At 58.1% G+C, this 19,974-nt stretch carries 12 protein-coding genes, 1 tRNA gene and 2 riboswitches; of the genes, 3 read left to right on the top strand and 10 right to left on the bottom strand.

All coding sequences use genetic code 11. The features are described from left to right. Window positions 1-8: 8 nt before the first annotated feature. Window positions 9-1,772 (bottom strand): class I adenylate-forming enzyme family protein, encoded by a 1,764-nt coding sequence (locus ACLB6G_RS09505; protein WP_410355932.1) that lies wholly within the window; start codon window positions 1,770-1,772, stop codon window positions 9-11. Window positions 1,773-2,004: 232 nt separating this feature from the next. Here ACLB6G_RS09505 and ACLB6G_RS09500 point away from each other — a divergent pair, with 232 nt between their 5' ends. Both ACLB6G_RS09500 and ACLB6G_RS09495 read left to right on the top strand, forming a co-directional pair. Beyond that, entirely contained in the window at window positions 2,005-2,808 is an 804-nt protein-coding gene (locus ACLB6G_RS09500) for an alpha/beta hydrolase (protein ID WP_410355931.1), read from the top strand. A 432-nt stretch (window positions 2,809-3,240) separates the two neighbouring features. Continuing rightward, complete coding sequence (locus ACLB6G_RS09495; RefSeq protein WP_410355930.1) at window positions 3,241-3,825, top strand: recombinase family protein; 585 nt, start codon at window positions 3,241-3,243, stop codon at window positions 3,823-3,825. A gap of 14 nt (window positions 3,826-3,839) precedes the next feature. Here ACLB6G_RS09495 and ACLB6G_RS09490 read toward each other — a convergent pair whose 3' ends face one another. Next, window positions 3,840-4,943, bottom strand: a complete 1,104-nt coding sequence (locus ACLB6G_RS09490) for a hypothetical protein (RefSeq protein WP_410355929.1) — start codon at window positions 4,941-4,943, stop codon at window positions 3,840-3,842. A 58-nt stretch (window positions 4,944-5,001) separates the two neighbouring features. Continuing rightward, complete coding sequence (gene metK / locus ACLB6G_RS09485; RefSeq protein ID WP_410355928.1) at window positions 5,002-6,141, bottom strand: methionine adenosyltransferase; 1,140 nt, start codon at window positions 6,139-6,141, stop codon at window positions 5,002-5,004. Window positions 6,142-6,403: 262 nt separating this feature from the next. Next, window positions 6,404-6,505: riboswitch (SAM-I-IV-variant riboswitch) on the bottom strand. Window positions 6,506-6,897: 392 nt separating this feature from the next. Here metK and ACLB6G_RS09480 point away from each other — a divergent pair. Further along, the gene (locus ACLB6G_RS09480) at window positions 6,898-7,563 is read left to right on the top strand and encodes a thermonuclease family protein (protein WP_410355927.1); all 666 of its coding nucleotides are present in this window, start codon (window positions 6,898-6,900) and stop codon (window positions 7,561-7,563) included. 8 nt (window positions 7,564-7,571) lie between these two features. Here ACLB6G_RS09480 and ACLB6G_RS09475 read toward each other — a convergent pair whose 3' ends face one another. From ACLB6G_RS09475 to ACLB6G_RS09445, 7 genes are all read right to left on the bottom strand, one after another. Then, the gene (locus tag ACLB6G_RS09475; protein WP_410356414.1) at window positions 7,572-9,539 is read right to left on the bottom strand and encodes a DNA/RNA helicase domain-containing protein; all 1,968 of its coding nucleotides are present in this window, start codon (window positions 9,537-9,539) and stop codon (window positions 7,572-7,574) included. Between the two features lie 13 nt (window positions 9,540-9,552). Next, window positions 9,553-10,548, bottom strand: coding sequence for an HIT domain-containing protein (locus ACLB6G_RS09470; protein WP_410355926.1), 996 nt, complete (start codon window positions 10,546-10,548; stop codon window positions 9,553-9,555). 496 nt (window positions 10,549-11,044) lie between these two features. Next, entirely contained in the window at window positions 11,045-14,842 is a 3,798-nt protein-coding gene (locus tag ACLB6G_RS09465; protein ID WP_410355925.1) for a hypothetical protein, read from the bottom strand. A 1,593-nt stretch (window positions 14,843-16,435) separates the two neighbouring features. Continuing rightward, window positions 16,436-17,893, bottom strand: coding sequence for a primase-helicase family protein (locus ACLB6G_RS09460; protein WP_410355924.1), 1,458 nt, complete (start codon window positions 17,891-17,893; stop codon window positions 16,436-16,438). Then, the gene (locus tag ACLB6G_RS09455) at window positions 17,883-18,914 is read right to left on the bottom strand and encodes a bifunctional DNA primase/polymerase (protein ID WP_410355923.1); all 1,032 of its coding nucleotides are present in this window, start codon (window positions 18,912-18,914) and stop codon (window positions 17,883-17,885) included. The genes ACLB6G_RS09460 and ACLB6G_RS09455 overlap by 11 nt, the downstream gene beginning before the upstream one ends. 11 nt (window positions 18,915-18,925) lie before the next feature. Continuing rightward, window positions 18,926-19,201, bottom strand: a complete 276-nt coding sequence (locus tag ACLB6G_RS09450) for a hypothetical protein (RefSeq protein WP_410355922.1) — start codon at window positions 19,199-19,201, stop codon at window positions 18,926-18,928. A gap of 3 nt (window positions 19,202-19,204) precedes the next feature. Beyond that, window positions 19,205-19,317, bottom strand: a riboswitch (SAM-I-IV-variant riboswitch). 229 nt (window positions 19,318-19,546) lie between these two features. Next, window positions 19,547-19,623: transfer RNA gene (locus ACLB6G_RS09445), tRNA-Met, on the bottom strand. Between the last annotated feature and the right edge of the window lie 351 nt (window positions 19,624-19,974).

Raw genomic sequence — 19,974 nt, 5'->3', positions numbered from 1 at the left:
CGATCCTCTCAATTGTCCACATTTGCGGACGGGGCGGCCGATCGGCCGGACGACAGGCCGAGTTGCGCGATGGCGCGCTCGGACAGGAGAAACTTGCGCGCGCGCCCTGACGCGGTGGTCGGCAGATCGGCGGCATCGATTTCCAGGACGTATTTGGGAACCTTGAACCGGGCGAGCGATGTCTCGCAGCGCGCGCGAAGCTCCTCAAGCGTCACGCCGGCGCCGTCGCGAAGCACCACCCATGCCGCGCCGGTCTCCCCCATCCGTTCGTCCGGAACAGGAACGACATGCGCCTGCACGACATCAGGATGGCTGGTCAGCACGTCCTCGACCTCTGTCGGCATTACCTGTTCGCCGCCACAGCGATAGGTCTCCTTCAGCCGGCCCGCCAGGATCAGCCGTCCCTTTTCGTCGAAATAGCCGAGATCGCCGGACCGGAACCAGCCATCGGCGTCGAAGGCCGCGGCCGTTTCCTCCGGCTTCTTGTAGTATCCCTGCGTGATGCCTGGCCCCCTGGCGCGCAACTCGCCGATCTGGCCGGGTCCCGCGACTTCTTCCGTCGCCGTATCCACGACACGGTAGTCCACCAGCCTGCCGCCTAGCGCCGGATCGCCGGCCGGACCGGCCTCGCGCATTGGCCCCTGGGTCAGCAGCCAGTCGCGCGGGTCTTCCGGCCGGGTCAGCGTCGTCGTGGCCGTGGTTTCCGTCATGCCGTAGCCGGTCGTCACTTCATGCGGGTGAAGCAGTTCGAAAATCTCGTCGAACATTCCCTCTGGGGACCGTTGCCCCGACGACAGCACCGCCTTCAGATCGGGAAGCGCACGCGGCCGTGCCCTTTGCGCGTCGAGTACCAGCCGGGTCATGGTCGGCACCATCAGGATGTCATCGGCCCGATGACGTTCCGCAGCGTCAAGCATGTCGTCGGGATCGAAGCGGACCCGCGGCACGGCAACGCCTCCCGCGATCATGGCAGCGAGCATGCCTTCGGCATATCCGAAGACGTGGTACATGGGCAGCGCGTAGAGGATCCTCCAGCCATCATCGAAGGCCCGCCAATAGGCACTTGCGAAAGCCGCGCGCAGATACTGGTCATGGGTCAGCATGGCACCCTTGGGCGAACCGGTCGTGCCGGAGGTGTAGAGAATGTCGGACACGGCGTGAGGGTCGGCATCGGGATAGCCGCTGAAGGCGCGGCCCGACGCCTCGAGCGAGGCCAGGGATCCGGCTTTCTCGCGGAGCGGCGCATCGCCGACCGGGAAGACGACGACCGAAGCCAGATGCGGAAGGTCCGCCCCGCCCCCGGTCTCCCAGCCGGGCGCGATCTGGTCAAGCGCGGCGAGATAGTCGTTGTCCCGGAAGCGGTCCATGGTGACAAGCACCCTCACCTCCGCCTGGCGCAGTACATAGGCCAGTTCGTCGCGCCGGTTCAGGATATTGACCGGAACACAGGTCGCACCGGCTCGCGAAATCGCAAACTTGAGCGCGATGAACTCGGGATAATTTGCCATGACGACGGCGACACGGTCGCCAGGCCGGACGCCGGTCCCGACAAGGCCCGCGGCCAGCCGCTGCGACCAGGCAACCACTTGCGCATATGTCCATTGGCCTTCGTCGGTCGCGACATAGATGCGGTCGGGAAATTCCGCCGCGATATGGTCCAGCATCCCGTGCAGCGTGGTCGGCTTCCAGACCGGAAAACGCTCGACCAGGGCGGCACGCCGATCCTGTGGGCTCTTCCATCGTGATTGCGGCGTCGCAGCGTGTTTCGACAAGCCTGCTTCCTCCCAGGCACATTGAAATTCATTCCCAAATCAGGCATTGATACTAAGCGTAATAAATCGAAACTCGCAAGTAGCTTTTTATCACATGCCACTGAACCCCTGTTTTTCCAGCCTTCTTGCCGACCCACGCAACACGGTGCGCAGGCCGCCACCGCATGTACCGATCGAAAAGGTGAGAAAGGCCGCCAATGCGGCGATGATGGAGGCTCCGGCGGGCCCGCGGATGGAAACTGCCGATCTGGCCGCCATCGCCGGGGATCGCACCATTCCCCTGCGCCTTTACCGTCCGCATCCCGGCGCCGGCTTGCCACTAATCATCTTCAGCCATGGTGGTGGATGGGTCTGGGGCAATCTCGAAACCCATGATGCCCTCTGCCGGACCTTGGCGGCCCTGAGCGGATGCGCGATCCTTGCCGTCGATTACCGGCTCTCGCCGGAATACCGGTATCCCGGCCCCGTACAGGATGTGACCGACGCGCTCGCCTGGGCCAGGGAAAACGCTAGCGGCCTCGGAATCGACGCCACGCGCCTTGGGCTTTGCGGTGACAGCGCCGGCGCCAACCTCGCCCTCTCCGCCGCATGTGCGGCAACGCAACAGGGGATTGTGCTGCGCCATGTCAGCCTGATCTACCCGGCCCTGGACCCGGCCTGCAACACGGCCTCCCAGCACAGGTTCGCCGAAAACCACATGCTCACGCGCGAGGCCATGCAGTGGTTCTGGTCCTGTTTCCTCGGTGACGAGGTTGCACAGACCTCGGCCGCTTCACCCATCGCGCCGCAAGCGCTGTCCGGCCTGCCTCCCGTCTCGATCGGCGTCGCCGAGTATGACATCCTGCATGACGAGGGCGTCGCCCTGTCTGAAACGCTCAAACGCCAGGGAAACGACGTGCGGCTGCACACGTTTGAAGGCATGCTCCACGGCTTCCTGTCGCTACCCATTACCGCGGAAATTGTCACCCCGGCGCTTGAGACGGTGGCTTCCGATATCCGGGAGCGGCTTGGCCCAGGCAATGAAGTCACAGACTGATCGTCAACCGCAATATTCCGCTGATGGCCTGAAGTTTCTGACCTTAGACATTTCCGCTCCTCCTGAGCGTCTGTAACCCGTGCTGAGCGAGCCAACCGCGGGTACAATTGATGATTGGTTAAACACAATCAATCTCAACCAGGAATATCGACATCGGTTCGTTCCTCTCTTTCTCAAAGCGGAGAAATCCTAACCGATCGCTCCAGAGAGGGGCGAACCATCCCATAATCAAAACCGCACCGATTTGAGAATCCCCATTGATTCAGGTCGCTCGTAAACAGCTCTAATCTGAAAAAAATACGAACCCTTTTCGGAAGCGGCCAATGGCCTCGCTCGACCTCGTCAGGGCCTGTACGTCATGTTCCTAAAACTGTTTCTTGTAATACCTCCTCCGAAAACATATCCTCGCATCGAGTTTTCGGAGGATGGCACATGGACGTCGGTTACGCGCGGGTCAGCACCCAGGATCAGAATCCGCAGCTTCAGTTGGACGCCCTGGAGGCGATCGGCTGCGAGAAGATCTTCCAGGAAACCGCGTCCGGTGCTCAACGTGATCGACCGCAATTGGTCGCGGCCATCGACTACATGCGAAAGGGCGACACCTTGGTCGTGTGGAAGCTAGATCGCCTGGCGCGTTCATTGAAGCAGCTCATCGAGACCGTCGAACTGCTGGAGGACCGCGGCGTCGGGTTTCGCTCTGTCACGGAAAACATCGACACGACGACCTCGGGCGGCCGCCTGGTCTTTCACATCTTCTGCGCGCTTGCCGAATTCGAGCGCTCGATCATACGCGAACGCACCAAGGCCGGATTGGATGCAGCACGCGCGAAAGGCCGTGTTGGCGGAAGGCCCCGCGCGTTGTCCGAAGAGGACAAGATCGTCGCGCGGGCCCTGCTTGCCGATTCAAAGCTCTCCACGAAAGATGTGGCCAAACGGCTGGGCGTTTCGGTTTCCACCCTCTACAAGCACATTCCGGCGGCCCGTGCGGTGGTGACCAGGGGAGAGCCAGCCGAGTAGCGATCGTTCCAAGGTCACCTTCCAGGCTTCAACACGAAGTCGTCCATGAAGAGATCAATGACGTCGTTCTGTCTCTGCACGTTCAGTAACCCTATCATGTGCTCGTAGGGGACATCCTCGGCGCTGTCCTTGATGCGACGTGGAAACTTGACCCCGATGCGCGCACACGCAAAGCGGACTGCGAGCGGCCCGCGAACATAGCTGTAACTGGGCGATCCAAACCCATAGCCGTCGACGCGGGTGTAACCGCCATCGAGGAACGGATAGGCAGCTCTCGATGTTGCAAACATCATGCTGGAGCCAAACGCCGGAACATCGATCTCATTCATGGCCCGGCGCAGACGCCAACCGAAATCTCCCCTAGGCGCATAGGCCCCCTCGCCTCGATGGCGAAAAGCCTGGCTGAAGGAAACGTCGGGTCTGTCGGCAAGCTGATCCTCCAGACGCAGGCCCCTGCGCTTGCTTTCAATGATCTCCTTCGACAGGAACCCGTGTTTGTACCAGAGTTGCGCCTCTTCAGGCCCCACCTCGGCATCAATGAGCCGCGCAGCCACCGACGGTTCGATCGCCGTGTCATACCAGAGCTTCAGCGCGGCAGCGTCACAACGACTTTCCCCTCGATCAAGGGCGCCGGCAACCGGCATGAAATGGAGCGGGATGCCGGACTGCTTCAGACCATCCATGGCTTCAATGGATGCCCCGTCGTCGATCGCCTCGCGCACCCAATCGACGTCATAGCGGCGTGCTTGGCACGCGCGCAGGAAGTCGGCGGAAACGGGTTTCTGGATCAGGGCCCATATCACCGACTCGCGTTTGCGCTGTGGATCGATCTGACCGTAAACGTGGATCAGCTCTTCCAGCGCTTCAGGTGTGTAGCCTGCAGCCTTGGCCTTCGTCGCATCGATCGAGATCAAGCCCATGTCGATCCATTTGCGAAGCTCCTCTCCTTCAACGGAGATGTTGCGGTCGTAAACATATGTCGTTTTCAGTCTGCTCGGCGGTTCAATCAGATAGCGCAGGTCCTCCATCGACAATCTCTTCAAGAGTTCCCTGGATGGCGTGTGAATCCCGAGCGCCTTCAGTTTCGCATCGAGTTCTCTGGCTTCCTTCGTCTTCATGTCCGGTTTTCCCTGTTCGTCCTGGCCGGTGATGTGCGATGCGATGAAGTCATCTGCGTCATCGCTCCACGTCACCCACGACGGCCTTCTCCCAGGAAAATTCCGGACGGCCGAAATGACCAAAGGTCGAGGTCGTGCGGAAGGCTGGCTGATCAAGGTTCAGCCGTCGAAGGATCGAAGCCGGGCGCATCAGGTCGAAGAGATCGATCCCCTCGCCGCGGTAGCGGACAGCAGGATCCTGACCATCGGACGTGCCGAACGTGTCAAAGCGAACATCGATCGGCCTGGACATTCCGATTGCGTAGGCCACACGGACTTCGCAGGCACGCGCCCACCCCCGCGCGACGACATCGCGTGCAAGCTGGCGAGCCGCATAGGCGGCGGACCGGTCCACCTTGGTCGCATCCTTTCCGGAGAACGCGCCGCCGCCATGGCGGGCATAGCCACCATAGGTATCGACAATGATCTTCCGGCCCGTGAGCCCCGCATCCGCCGCGGGCCCGCCATGAACGAAGCTGCCGGCCGGATTGATGAAGATCTTCACATCCGGCCTCAGCCAGTCGCCGAGGACCGGTTCGATGAGCGAGGTTCTGACCAGGTCGCGCAGGTCAGCGAGAGCCAGTTGCGCATCGTGTTGCGTCGAGACGACGACGGTATCGATGCCGACAGGTCGGCCATTCTCGTACGCCACGGTCACCTGGGACTTCGCGTCCGGACCCAGCAGCGCGCCCTCGGGCAAGAGGCGGAGTTCGCGCTGCCGGCGCATCAAGGCATGGGCAAGTTCAATCGGCAGCGGCATCAAGGCATCGGTTTCGTCGCACGCAAAGCCGAACATGATGCCCTGGTCCCCTGCCCCGAGTTCCAGCCCATCCACGCCAGCCTTGATCTCCGGCGACTGCAGGGTGACATCCTCGATGACGATGAGGTTGTCGGGATCAAGACCCCAGTGCCCGCCTGCATGACCGATGTCGCAAAGAACGCCTCTTGCGATGGCGCCAAGGTCCAACTGGGCACCCGTGGTGATTTCCCCGAGAAGACAGAGCGTGCGGCCCTTCAGGGCCGTTTCGATGGCGACGCGCGATCCCGGATCTTGGCTGAGGCATGCGTCCAGGATGGTGTCTGAGACCTGGTCGCAGATCTTGTCGGGGTGGCCGTCGGAGACGCTTTCCGATGTGAACAGGCCGGACTGAACGAGCATATCAATATCTTTCTCTCTTTAGTGCTTCTGGGGTCATCCCACGGCGCACAAGCTGAAAATCAAATGCCGGACCGAATGGGTCGGTCACCCGGTGGTTTCTGCTGTCTTCCTTGTTGGTCGAGTTCCTCCTGTACAGTTCTGCTGCGACCGCACGTGTGGCTTCATCCTCGCGCGGCTGATGATCATGATGCAGCCGCACATGTTTCCGACCGCGCCAAACCAAGCGAGGTCAGCCAAAGATCGCAGCAGGAGAAATTGATTGATGGGCCCGCTTGGTTGCCAGTTGGCCGCATCCCCTGTTCGGGTACCACCTTGCCCGGGCGGGCAGGTTGGCGAGGGCTACACCCTCATCCTGATGCTTGATGGCTTTCGTACAATGAATCTCGCTGATGAACAAGCGGCTGCCCAGGCCGAAGTCGATTATCAAGCAAAGCTGGTGCGTACACGTTCAGCGCATAGCACCTCCCTCACCAACACAATGCGTACCCATTCAGTCGGATCGGTTTGGCGAGTTCCTCAACCATGGCCATGGCTTCGATGGACAAGATCGTCTGCTAGATGCGGCCCGGATAGATGGTTGCAGAACAGCGACCGCGCAGGCGGCTTTAGGGGTCGATTGTTGCGTGTCTGCTTTTGGGCGGGTTCCCTGGAGAACCGGTGACATGCCATTGAATTGTCATCCAGTGGCATGTCACGTGTTAATGAAGAGCCTCAGTGACTTGACTGCCTCGTTCGCCATATTTCTACTGCTATACTATGCATTTCTCACGAGAAAAGTTCGATGACATTCAACGCGCGATCAGACTTGCGCTGGTATCAACCGCGCTGAAAGATGCGGAACGAAAATTTCTCCGCGATATGCAGGCGAAGCTCGATCAGTACGGATCCCGGACCTTTTTGAGTGACAAGGAGTTCCGGCACCTCATGAAGCTGACGGGCAAATATGGTGAACCGAAGCAACAGAACGCTCACGGGTCACGTAGACCGAACGGCCATGGGTTTGGACAACGCCGAAGACGTGGATGGCAACCGGCTATCGGACTGGCAATCATCGCCATCACGCTGGGTCTTGTTTTCATGTACATTGGCGCAGAACGTTTTCCGGAATACTTTGGTCCCGTCGTGGCTATCTCCAGCGGCCAGGAAATCGTCGGACGCGTAACCCATGTGCGGGACGGCGACACGATCGAGGTATCTGGGATCCCTATCCGTTTCGGCTCTCTTGATTGTGCCGAGTCGGGAACCAGCGCGGGTGAACGCGCGACGGCTCGAATGCGGACGCTTGTAGCTGGGCAGATACTGACTTGCTACCTAAACGGTCGCACGAGCTACGATCGCAAGATAGGGAGTTGCCGGCTGCAGGACGGGCGGGACCTTGGCGCAATAATGATCCGCGGCGGTTACTGTGGTCGTTTCTGGTGATCTGGTCGTCATGATAGGCGCTGACAGCCCGCGGCAATGAGCACATTGAAAATGCCATCGAAATCTTTCGGTCTTCGAGTACTGTCCGTCTCATCGCCCTCAGGGACATAAATCACTGTCCCAGCACGCCCGCGGGTTAACAGAACCCGGTAAGTGTTGATGCGATACTGTTGCTCTACATATTTTCGAAGAAGTTGCCAGTTGGGCGCGCGCATCTTTCTCGGAACCCACGCTTCACCGGACCAGATCAAGTCATTGCCCCAGCACAAACCTGCGTAGTCGATTTCAAGACCCTGGCACACGAACTCAGAAAGTGGCGTTTCTAACGCGTTCGAGGATCTGAAGTCCCCTTCAGGTTTGAGGAACCAGTGCACGACAGTGCCGAGATCGTCGGAACGAGGCGAAGGCAGCACGCCTTCAGCGACGAGACGCGTTGCACCGCTGCTGGCGAGCAGCCCAACGCGCTGGTCGCCTCGACGCCGCACTTTCAGCCAAGCTTTCATTTCTGAAAGATCGCGCGTCACAAAGGCGGGAGCGTGTTCCATCTCGGATGCTATATCGCGCGCGGTTTGAATGTCGCCGTCCAACAAGGCAGCAACCCAAGCACCGTGGAGATTGTTACGATACGCTCTGAGGTTCGAGTTCAGATGCAGATCCGGGTCGTTTACAAGCGATACGTCTGCGTCAGACGCGATATCAAAGAACCCAAGCAAGCCCTCTCTTGCAGCCAATGCCCTCTCTGAAATATGTGCAGTCCAGTCCCCATGTCTTGCGAGTGCCTCACCCCATAGGGCGAGACCTCCTTCGCCTCGGTTGATTTCCTGTCCCGCACCCACGAGGCAAACTAGGCACGCCCAGGGGAGACGCCCCATGATCTCCATGAACAACTCAGGCTCTGATTTTGCTCGCCCGAGCAACTTCAGACCGGTTTCTGCATCCCACGCGCGCTGCGCCTCGTCGAATACGATAACGTTTTCTGGTGGGTGGGTGTCTGCGTCGGCATGATCTTTCAGATACCCCAGAAGAGTCTGAAGTGCTTGTTGCGCTCTACGCTTAGCTTCGTCCGCCTTGATACCGTCACGTTGACGCGCATCCTCTGCGATCGCCGCCTGAAGGACATAAACCAAAGGGCGGTTACCGCTCAGAAGGGCCGCGGGTTCACCAGCGACACGGCCGGCAGTTCCTGAGAACACCAAATCCAATCCCAAGAGCGTCTTTCCCGAGCCAGGTTCACCTGTAACGAAACAGACCACCTTCTTTCGCTCATTGCGCGCTTCTTCAGCTATTTCCTTCAATCTGTTGGCTGTTCGCTCCAACGCCTCAGCCGTCGCGTCCGCGCGGCCGATCTCTTTAACTGAGTGTCCGGCATACAGGTTGCGAGCCGCCGCTACGATATCAGGCGTTGGACTGTAGCTTGCGGCGTCATATGACTGCCAGTCGATCTGACCCCCCCCAGATTTGTCCTCGATCGCATTGAGAACGCGCGAAAGACCTTCGCCATTTGTCCGAATGCACTGGCTCACATCATCGATGAAGGCGATATTCTCGGGCAGTTGGGCCCTGCGCGCCTGTTCGCTGCAGAGCACTGGGACGATGCGCTTGCCGTGACTGGCTGCATGAAAGTCTCGTAGGCAGAGGGCGTAATCGACTGCCTGGTCAACATCTGCGCCGGTGAAACTCGTTGCCCCAATCTTGAACTCTACGCAGGCGACCGCGTCGCCGATCAAAATGATGGTATCGATGCGTCGCCCTAACCGCAGAAGCGGTAACTCAAGAAGAATGCACCATCGATCGCTGGCTACGTTTCTCAGGGCGTTTTTCAACAAGTCGATTTGAATGCGCCAAGCACGGATTTGCTGGGTCTCGCTCCCGCTGTATTCAGAGCCTACCCGCGTCGCCATACGACCGAGGATATCTTCCGTCGATCGAGCCAGAAAATCTGGAACGCTTGCTGCAAAATATGACTTGGTCACCATCACCGATATTTCTTCAATAGGATTGCTTCCCGGGAATGACGCCCCGCACGCCCCCACGAGGGCTGGGAACGTCGCCGTCTCGGCGCGGGATCAAATGCACATGACAGTGAAAGATTGTCTGTCCAGCAGACGCCCCGGCGTTCACACCAACGTTGAACCCGGAGACGGTTGGGTCATCGTCTTGAATACTTGAACGCAGATCATCCAGTATTTGGCGGATCGCATTCAGTTCGGGTTGGAAGAGGTCGAAGTAGTCGGGCACGTGCCGCTTCGGGATGACCAGCGTGTGCAGTGGTGTGACTGGAAATCCATCCCTAATCGCGTAGCACAGCTCGTTCTCAGCAATCACGCGATCCGCGGGAACCTCGCAGAAAATGCATCCCTCTTCGCGGTGCCCGTAGCTTTCTGCCACTCCACGAAAGTCCGCGTCGTCCTGGTCGCGCTTGTTTGTGTTGCACGTGATGCAGAGCGCCTGAAAGTTACTCAGGTCGTCCTGACCACCCCTGTTGCGCGGGACGATGTGATCGACATGAAGGGCCATGTCTTCGGCTGTTGCGCCGCATAGTTCACAGCGGTACTTGGCGCGCTTGAGGACTTCGTATCGGATCGAACCGGGCACATACCCCGTCGCATTGAAGCGGTGCTGCCAGATGTTACTGCCGCGTCGTTCGATGTAGTCAGCGATCTTGGCTTCGCACTCTGCAATCAGCCGGTCTCGATCCTCGATGTCCATTTCGACCAGGTGTTTCAATCGATACCCTACGATTCGGTTCCCCTCTTTGACCGGGACGACGACACCGTTGTTCGTGAGGACCTTACCCACCATGCTCTTGGTTCGGATTTCGTAATACTCGACCTGTGAGCGGTCATGCGAAAGTAACGCCTTGGCGATCTGTTCGACGGTTGCCTCGCCACCCGAGACAAGCAATTCCCGCAGCATCACCGGCTGATACACGTGCGACATACGCATGTGCTCGGAGACGTATCGATGCAGGTCTTCAGGTTTCATGTTGCCCCTACCGAAGGCGGAAATCCGTTGATTGGTCATCAAAATCCATCGACAGGTTGGCACCTTCGCGAGCTGGTTTCCAGTGTCCGGTTCTTTCGGGAACGAAAAGTTACCGGTTCTGGTGGCCACTTCGCGCGTGCTGTAATCCGCAAGCACCAACGGCACAAATCTAAGCCGACGCTAACGAGCGGCCGAATGGGGGCCGTGAGGAGACGGTCTGGTTATTGGTGGCGATTGGGCCAAGCCGACATTCGTCCGCAGTGGCCACACTGGCGTTTCCGGCCCGAAGCGGACATCGGCTGGCGATGTCAACGACGACTGCTCGCAGCAGCATTCCAGACATAAACAGGTGACGGTAATTCTGACAAATTGACCGTTTCAATCGTGCCCGACAGGCAACCCAGACACAAGCAAATCACCTTCGGGGGGGCGGGTCAACGGGTTGGGTTGACCAATGATCAGGCGGTCTTGACGTTTTCGTCCATCACAATGTCATTCAGATTTGATCAAGCTCGCTTGCCAATGAAAGCGATATCCTTTCGGCCATATGATCCCAGGCAAACTTCATTGGAACGGGATTCTTGAACACCAAATGGCCTTCGATTCGAGGTGTCGAGATACCCGTGTACTTTGAAACCCGATCCAATTCCTTGCTCACTACCTCAACACGTCGCAGATGCTTCAAAAGTAGGTCAGGTTTTCCGTCTCGATTTAGCTCTCCACGGAAATCCGACAGTTGCTCAGCAATTTCGCCGTCTGTCTTGCGGAACTGGAGGTCCTTGCATTCCATGAGAAGTACTCGGCCAGAAGAAACCTCCCAAGCCAGGACATCAATGTCCCCGTAGTCAGCATCCAGCCCCTTACCTAGCAGTTTTGTGAGCGCGACCTCGTATTCAGTTTCCCAGCCGAATTCAGTCATTCTTCGAGCAACTTCCTGCGAGAATTTCGATCGCATTTGGTGCATCGCTTTTCCGGCCCAACGAGCCATCTTCGGCGACAACTGCGAAGCCGGAAAGTCACCCTGGTACAGATTTGTGATCGTATAAGCGAATGCATCGCGCACTAAACCCGGAGCCACGAGCATCGACGGATCGTCATCTGCATTGTCAATCTCAACTAAGGGACGCCGCAGAGTCGAAAGCCGTCGGCGAAAACGCCAAGGAAAGATATCTTTCGCCTCAAAACCTTCTGGCACGTCGCGCCAAGCACTGCGTCCCATGAGCGTAAGCGACGAGATGAGTGCCTCCAGTTCCGCGGCGTTAAGGTCTCCGTCCTCTGATTTTGCGTTCATGAGTTCGCTTCGCTTACAAACGAACACTGCTTTTTTCCTCTCGAGCCCGGTATTTTCAACAAAATCGACGAACTTTCTTGCCGTATCAAATGAGCAGCCATATTCATCACCAAACGCATCCCAAAACTCGGCATCCATCTCGCGCTCAACAGTTTCCGTTGGCTCATCTTCGACTAGGTATTTCTCGTAACCATCCATGGTGTGCTGAACCATCCTTTCAGTGGAGGCGCGCCCATAGGGATCAAGAACGTTTTCTTGGAATGTCACGTTGGCATGAATGTCGCCCAAAGGCGTAATCCGAATTACGGGTTCCATAGCCTCCCAGTGGATCGCATCGGACCATCCACCCATGCCGCATATCATCATGATCCTTGCCATAACCCGAGAGAGGTCTCTTTCTCCCGGCTTAAGCCCACCCGACACTGGGCACTCGCAAACCGCGAACTCAATTAAGAGCCGTGAGGCCTGAAAAACCGCGTTAAGTGATGCCTCGTTTTCGAAGATTACGCGCTTTGCTTCGCCTTTGTCTCGATGCAGAGCCAGCACCGCACGGGCCGTTCGTCGCCAGGCCTCGCGATCCGAGGCAGCGCGCTCATGGTTGAGCATCGCTATCTTGATCATTGAAGTCCGATCAAAGCGCCTCAGTTCCGAGCAGACTTCATCCTCAAGTATCTGAACAATTGCATTCAGGAACTTGGTACATTGCCTGCGCCCGGTGATGTCTCCGCCTTTTTCGCGATCTTGGACACGCCATCCCAACCCGAGCTTAATCGTCGCGGCATCATCATTGTCGATTTTTGTTACGGGATGTCTGAGATAACCGCGCACAAAGTCCCTAAAGTCCCGCGCCATGAAGGCGTGGCTTTGGCGCGCATCGGGGCTCGGGATGATTTCGCTCAGGAGTATTTTTAACTCCGCCTCACTCAAATTCACGCCTGCTAGGTCTGCTATTCCCTCAACAGTACGCTGCACAAGAGCGTGCTCAGCAACATTGGTTGGATTTCGAATTGATTGCTCGAAGCCCTCCTGCAAGGTCACCGTGACCGTTGCTCCTTCTGTTTGAACGTCAACGACCTTCAGCGTCTCGTCCAGCGACATGAAATCCGACTGACCGCCAGCCGTACGATCACCGACGTTTCCTTGAAACTCAAAACTCAAGAGCAGCGCCCCCGTTGGCAGATCGGCGAACGCCGCTTCCACGGCTGGAACTAGCAGGCAGGCCCATGTTCGGAGCATCTTGAAACGCTCCGAGGCGAAATAGCCGGTCGTCTCCTGTCCAGTTTCAAGGCGAATCCACCAGCTGCGCTGGGGCGTTTCATATACGCCCATAGGCCAACGAGTGTCCGTATCGTCTTCTGCAATGTAAAAGGGTCTTACATTGTCCTCCTCGAACAACGACTGACCGTCCTTTCGAACACGAACCCATTGCCCCCGCATGTCCTTGCAGACGTGAACATCCCATGTTTCCGCCACTTGTTGCCGCGTCTTCAGCAAGCTGTTCTGGTCAATCAACAAGAAGTCGTGGGCATCGTTTCCGCCAAAGCCCTCAGGTAGATCCGCATGGGGCACCAGATGACCTCCGAGCGAACGTGCCCATGCGACGGTGTTAAGCAAGCCGTTGGTGTTTTGCAGATCAACGCCGAGTGCAGCCAACCGCTGCTGCCCTTCGAACAGCCGCCAAAGCGAAAGCTCGTTAAAGTCGGGAATCCAACTTAGCGTGCAAAGCTGTTCAATGCTGATGAACTCTACCCGCCAGTTTGCCCGTTCTTTGTGCTCGACGACATCGATCGATCCGCGCCCAATTCCGCACGGGACGACCAATGTGATGCCCTCGCGAAACCCTTCAAATTTTCTGGCTGCTTCGTAAGCGTGATCGATCCAACGATTGATGTCTTCACCAAGCCCCTTTTCGCTTTCATCCGGGAAAAGTCCTACAAGACCTGCTTCACTGAAGTTCTGGAGCGTATCGCTGTAAAGAACGACATTCACAAACAAACCCGCATCCGGTTGATGCATGACGCCCGCGAGTGCGCCGTGATCGGTCCTCTTGAACTCAACAGGCGCTCCGGTGCGGCCACCAAGGAAGGGCGTCGAGGAAAACGTCCGCGCATATTCCTGCGCCAAGGTCGCGGCGAATGATTCTCGAAGATCATGTGACTCCATGAACTCAACAATAAGTCGGCGCAGCGCAGCGCTGACCGCTGTCGGCAGCAGCAAGAAATACTGACCATTTCGAAACGCAACAGGATAACGCTCAAGGATCGAGTGGCCGATACGGTTTGACATAAGCCTTTGACGGTCAGCGGGATCAAACCCGAAAGCAAGAAGATCGTCTGGGTCGATCCCTAGATCGGCGATTTCCTGCTCGGAGAACCGAACAAGCCTCCTTATCGACGACAAACGAGACAGCGTACCAGGTGCCACACGATCAGCCGGCACTGCGTTACCCGTCATGTTTCTCGTCAGACCGGCCCGCTCGCATACCGCATCTGAAAGAGCCAAGAGGGCGTGGGCGTGATTTCGCAAAGTGAGATAGGGTCCCTCCTCGGGTATTGATTCAAGAGCATTGATGAGCCGCTGCGTGTAGAAACCCGCTGCCTCCCACACGCCCTCCAATATTCGAAAGTTTCCCCTAGGGCTTGCAACGAGCGAAACAAAGACATCCTCCGCCGGGTCCTCCGACCGCCCAGTCCAACCTTCACCAAGCACATGAAAAAGCCTGCCGATAATTTTTCTGTTTGGGCTTCTGTTTCCGTCGCCCAATGCAAATGCAAGATGAACCAGCGCTTCGATGCGGACGCAATTGCTTTGCAGGTCGGGTTGTGTCAGCAGCCCGCCAAAACTGGCTGCAAGCCGCAAAGGATCAAACGAGGACAGTTCGGATAGGGCATCTTTGTGCTCATTGTAGATTGATCTTAGATCGAGCCCGCCCACCCCAAAAAATGGTATGTGACTGAAAATTTCATCAAAACTAGGCAGATCAGTTGTTTCATCTTCTTCCATAGCGCTACCGCGGTTTAGAGATGAGCTTCTCGCCTTTCTTTTGTAGCATTCAAATATTTGCCGTAGATCACCCAATGCGCTCTGGAGATTCCGCGAATCGGGTAAACACTCACCATGATTGTATTGTACAAGATTTGGGTCAGCATGTGGGTTTAGGTCGCCCAAATCACAACAAGGATGCAGTAGCCTGAGGCCATTGGTAAGCATCCGGGGGGCTCTATTGCGCTAGCCTCGTACCTCGGCAGGCTCCACCGAGCCGCCGCAAACGCCGTCTCGGCCGTTAGGCTCGCAGCAAATGGCTGCGCTCCTCTCAGGATGTGCATTTAGGCCTGCCGCTGCCGATGTCTGCTATGGGGATCAAATGGCAGCAAAGGAGATGCACCCCCAACGACAGTTTCCCGCCCAATCAAGACCTTCATCCGCAGCAGGTCGAATGACCGGTTTCAGGAACTGGCTCTGAGAGCGCAAGCGACCGAGAAGGGGGCGCAAATCGGACGTGGACTGAGAACCTATTCCTTTTGGGTCGATAATGCCCTTCTGATCTCGTAGCGTTTGGTTTCCGTAAACTCGAATACGAAGGGCGAAATCGGAACTGCTGTTTCGATAAACAGTTTTCGGAAGGCTTTGGGTGGATTGGCACGGCGATTCTGTTAGTCCGCAACGAAGCTCAAAAAACGACCGTTTTTGAGAACCACTGCAAGCCCAAGGCGGCGGTCGCCGCCAACCTCGACCGGATATCACAGTGCGCGGACTTATGGTGTTAGTCCAAATCGTTCGGTCGCATACCGGTCCGTTATGGCGTCGGCCTCCACGATCCTGGCGATTTGTCGTTCATAGGTGCGCCAGTGCATGCCCTTCGGCCGCGGCGGGATATTGGTCCAGCCCGGATCGCCCCCCAGCCGCACACGGATCCTGTTGGCGCGGCGTTGAGCCCGATCGCTCTCGCGCTCGCGCTGCGATGGGTAGGTCAACCCATGGCATGTCCGACATTTGAAGCCTGGCATGCGGTAGAGGTGAAGCGTTCGCCGGCCGCAGCAGGGGCAGACGAAGAACGGCCGCCGCCCGCCAAATCGGCAGTCTTCCCATTCGATGGAGATGTCGTCGCAGTACCTCGATGGTACCGTTCCATGAACGATCCTGATGCGGTCGCCATGCACCACGAAGTTCGCGGCCTCATCGAGCCAAGGCGTGTGCCACCTGAGGGTACCTTCGTGGTTCCCGGTCAGTAGGCCAAGCCGGTTCAAGCGGGTCACATTCAGGCATGGCACGTCAGCGGTTGTCGGCCGCCCCGATGCGTTCCAGCCTCCCGATCCATAGCCGCCCATTTGTCGAAACCCCTTGATAAACCAGCTTAAAACCGCCCTTTCAATTCACGAGCGCCGCCGTTTTATCGGGCGCTTTTGCGAGGCGCCTTGCAACCTGACAACCTGACAACCTGTTTTCCAAAGAGCTCTACACATTAAACAAGTTCCTTTTCATAACCTATAGAAGCTCAGTTGTCAGGTTGTCAGGTTGTCACCTGAAGCAGAATAGCCAAGAAACACAAAGCCTTAGCCCTTCCAACCCAAGCGACAACCAACAACCGCTCTCCGCTCAGTTCGGCCGCTCGGTTTTTCCAGAGCGCCCGGCGGCGGGGGGCCCGATCACGGCGCTGTTCTTGCGCGCCAGGCGAGCCAAGCTGTTGGAGAACTGAGCGGTGGCTGTGTCGATGACAGCGTCGTTTTTCTCGATCGCCGCACGCAGACGGGCATCACCCCTCCACCTCGCCGCGGCTTCACGCGTCTTGGCATAGGCAGCGCGACGTTTGCCATCGATCATGACATAGTAGCCTGTCTGGTGCTTCTTGCCCACGCGGACATAGTGCGACTGGATCATGCGGCGAACCGTCTGCTGCCAAGCGTGCGGCAGGTCGCTCGAAGGCCAATTGGCTCTGATCCAGTCCACGACTTGCTCCAGCGTGAACACATCAGCCGGGAACTCTGCGATCGCCGCCTCAACGGCTTCATCAAGAGCAGACTTCGCAGCCGCCACCATCGTCTGCCGGCCGGCAAAGCTCGGGGGCGGCGCATAGGGATCAAACCCCGCCAGGTCGATGGACCCCAGATAGTCGTTTAGAGCAGCCATGTTGCCATCATGAACCATCCACTCCCGGATTTCCGCTGCCAATGCCGCCGACAGCTTTTCGCCATTGGTCAGGATCGCAAAGCGCCGGTCATTGTCCGGGATCGGAAGCGCATCGAGATGGTTTGTGGCAATCAGGAACGAGGTGTTCGTCTCAGCCCAGAAGTTGTCTCGACCCTTCACGCGCACTTGAATACTCCTGACCCTCGGGTCAACGGTCTCCTTGAGGTGCTCGTAGGTGTTGCTCCGTGTGCGGTAGGTCGACCCGTCAGAGGCTTCCGAGCTCTCATTGATGAAGATCATCACGGTCCCGACCATCCATTCATTGTACTGGCTCTGGTAGGTCTTACCGGTGAATGTGGAGAATGGCAGTTCGCGTGTGGCGGCGTTACCCCAGAACCGTCGCAGGATATCGAACAGGGTTCCGCGGCCCGTGCCATGGTTCTGAGCAACGAAGATGATCGCAGGTCCCGGAACCTCCGGATGGCGCAGCTTATGCGCCATGGCCTGCAGGAACCATTTGCGTTCTACAGGAACAGGAAGCAGGCTCTCCATTAACCGCTCGAACGGCCTCGTTGTGCCTGCTCCTTGCCAATCAGGCGCACGGAACGTGTTGATCCACCGGTTGCCCTCCCCGTCCTCGAAGAGCGGTGACGGCTTTCCAGGCGCGCACCGGACGCCACTTACAGCAATCCGGTCCGGACTGGACAACCAGGCGTCAACCGGATTGAACTTTTTTTCGCCACCCCTCGATCCCACAACGACCTTGCAACTTGGCATGTAGAGCTGACGGGCCGCTTTTACCGACATCGCTCCGGAGCCGTCCCGCGTCGAGACGGGATAGATGCGATCCTCCGATGGGACATATGCGTGGTTCCAGAGAAGCTCGTGGAGGGCTTCGGTAAATGGATCCTCGTCTCTACTGGTCATGGCGACTTTCCTTCCGGTGCTGAGCCGCTTTCTTCTGAGTCTGGCGCAGCATGTCGTTCAGCCGGTCAATGTTGCCGGGACCCCATAATCCGGGCTTGAGAGATGCCTCGTGATGCGTCACGCCCGCGGCGGTTTCGTAGATGGAGACGCCGCCCCGATGATCCGGCCTAATCAGGCAACGTTCTCTGTTTTGATGCTTGATCCCGTCCAGCCAAGTGGCAGAACAACGCAAGCGGGGCCATGAACATATGCCCCTGAGCTCAGCCAGGGTGTAGGTGCCCCCATCGTTGCAATCGAACCGCATGTCTTCGGTCAAGTCATAGACGCGACGCTGCGTCCCTCCAGGCGAGTTGGTCGTTTGCTTTGGCGCTCGGCGAGACGCACGCACAAACCCCAGGGCCTCCATCTGCGTGTTCGCCACGTTGATGAGGTCTCGGAACTGTTGCACCGTCAAAACCGGAAGGTCCGCCTTTGCCACCGTGAGCAAGGACGTTCCGGTGGGCCAGGTATAGCGGGACTGAACTTGGTTTGAGCCATCAACGCTATGGGGCCCAAAGGCACCCATTTGCCGTGCGGAAAGCCCACCGAAGATCTCTACGACCATCTTAGGGGCGTCTTCATCCTGGTCGGGACGCACCCAGGAACCGGTCGTAATCTGCCGAAATGGCGATGTGGTCTGAACAAACCAGGCCTGCTTGCAGCTTACGTCGGTCCCGCGGATTGGCATGTTGGCCGTATCCACGCCAAATTCGCGCAGCTTCTCCTCCATGGCCCTCGACACGGCCGCCATGGCAGTCTCGTCCGAGATATCGAGATCAATGGCGGCCAGACCTTTGCCCAGACGGACGCCGGTCGCAAGATAGCGACGCTTGCGCGACCACCTGGCAATGGCAGCCTCGTCGATGTTGATCTTGGACCACCTCTTGGTCATGCACCTTTTGTCGATGTTGGGCAGCGGCTCATAGCCATTGACCAGCAGCCGACGGCGCAGATCCGCGATTTCAAGCAGTTCCTTTTTCATCGTCGCGCCCCTCACTGCAGCTCAGACGTCGACGACACCAGTTGGCCGAGCCGTGTGCTCGCCCAATGGTCGAGGTCTTCGATGGCATAGAGCGGAAAGCGCCCGGCTTTGCGGAAGCGCGGCCCACCACCAACAACGGCCAGTTTGGCCAACCAGGCCGGCGAGCACGGGATGCCCCACTGATCTTCAATGTAGTTGGCCGCAGCCTTGCGGCGCATGAAGGGGGACGACGAGAGACGCCCGACCATATCAGGACGAACGGGAAGAGCAGGCATGAATCCAGACATCGGAAGATCTCCTATGTTTACCGCTTCGGGTCGCATCATTTGACCACCGTGCTGGAGTGAGCCGGTTGGTGTCCGCCCGACCTCTTGCGAAGCCGTGCGTCCTCTGGATGCATGGGAGAAGATGAAGTATCCGACGATCGATTTCAAGCGATATCGGGACGTTTAACGAAACGGATACCCAAATTCGCACAGACGCCGCGCTGCATGTAGCCAGGTTTTCCCCAGCTTTGTTGAGTACCGATTTTGCCCCTATTGGTGACGACTCGGTGACGACGCGGAGCTTGAAACGCAAAAAGCCCGCCGATGAGGCGGGCATGTTTTATGGTTGTATTTCAGATGGTTGTTTGGTTGCGGGGGCAGGATTTGAACCTGCGACCTTCAGGTTATGAGCCTGACGAGCTACCGGGCTGCTCCACCCCGCGTCACCATTTACCGGACGATTGTTCGATCAGCCCGGATTTTCCTGTTTGCCCGTCCTCTTGGGCCTTCGGCCCCTTGCGGGCGGGCGGGGCTGCTCCAGCCCGCGTCACCATTTACCGGACGAATGTTCGATCAGCCCGGATTTTCCTGTTTGCCCGTCCTCTTGGGCCTTCGGCCCCTTGCGGGCGGGCGGGGCTGCTCCAGCCCGCGTCAAGGTTTTCGGTCGGCTGAACGTGCGGCCGGGGACGGCTGCGCGCCGTGCTGTCCGGGCTGGCAGTGTCGAGAAGATTATGTTTCATGCGTTTTGCAGACCTGGCGGCGACCTACTCTCCCGCGTCTTGAGACGAAGTACC

This window comes from Zhengella sedimenti (genome assembly GCF_046506625.1).
In the GTDB taxonomy this organism is placed as follows: Bacteria; Pseudomonadota; Alphaproteobacteria; order Rhizobiales; family Rhizobiaceae; genus Zhengella; species Zhengella sedimenti.
This window is presented reverse-complemented; position numbering and strand designations above follow the sequence as displayed.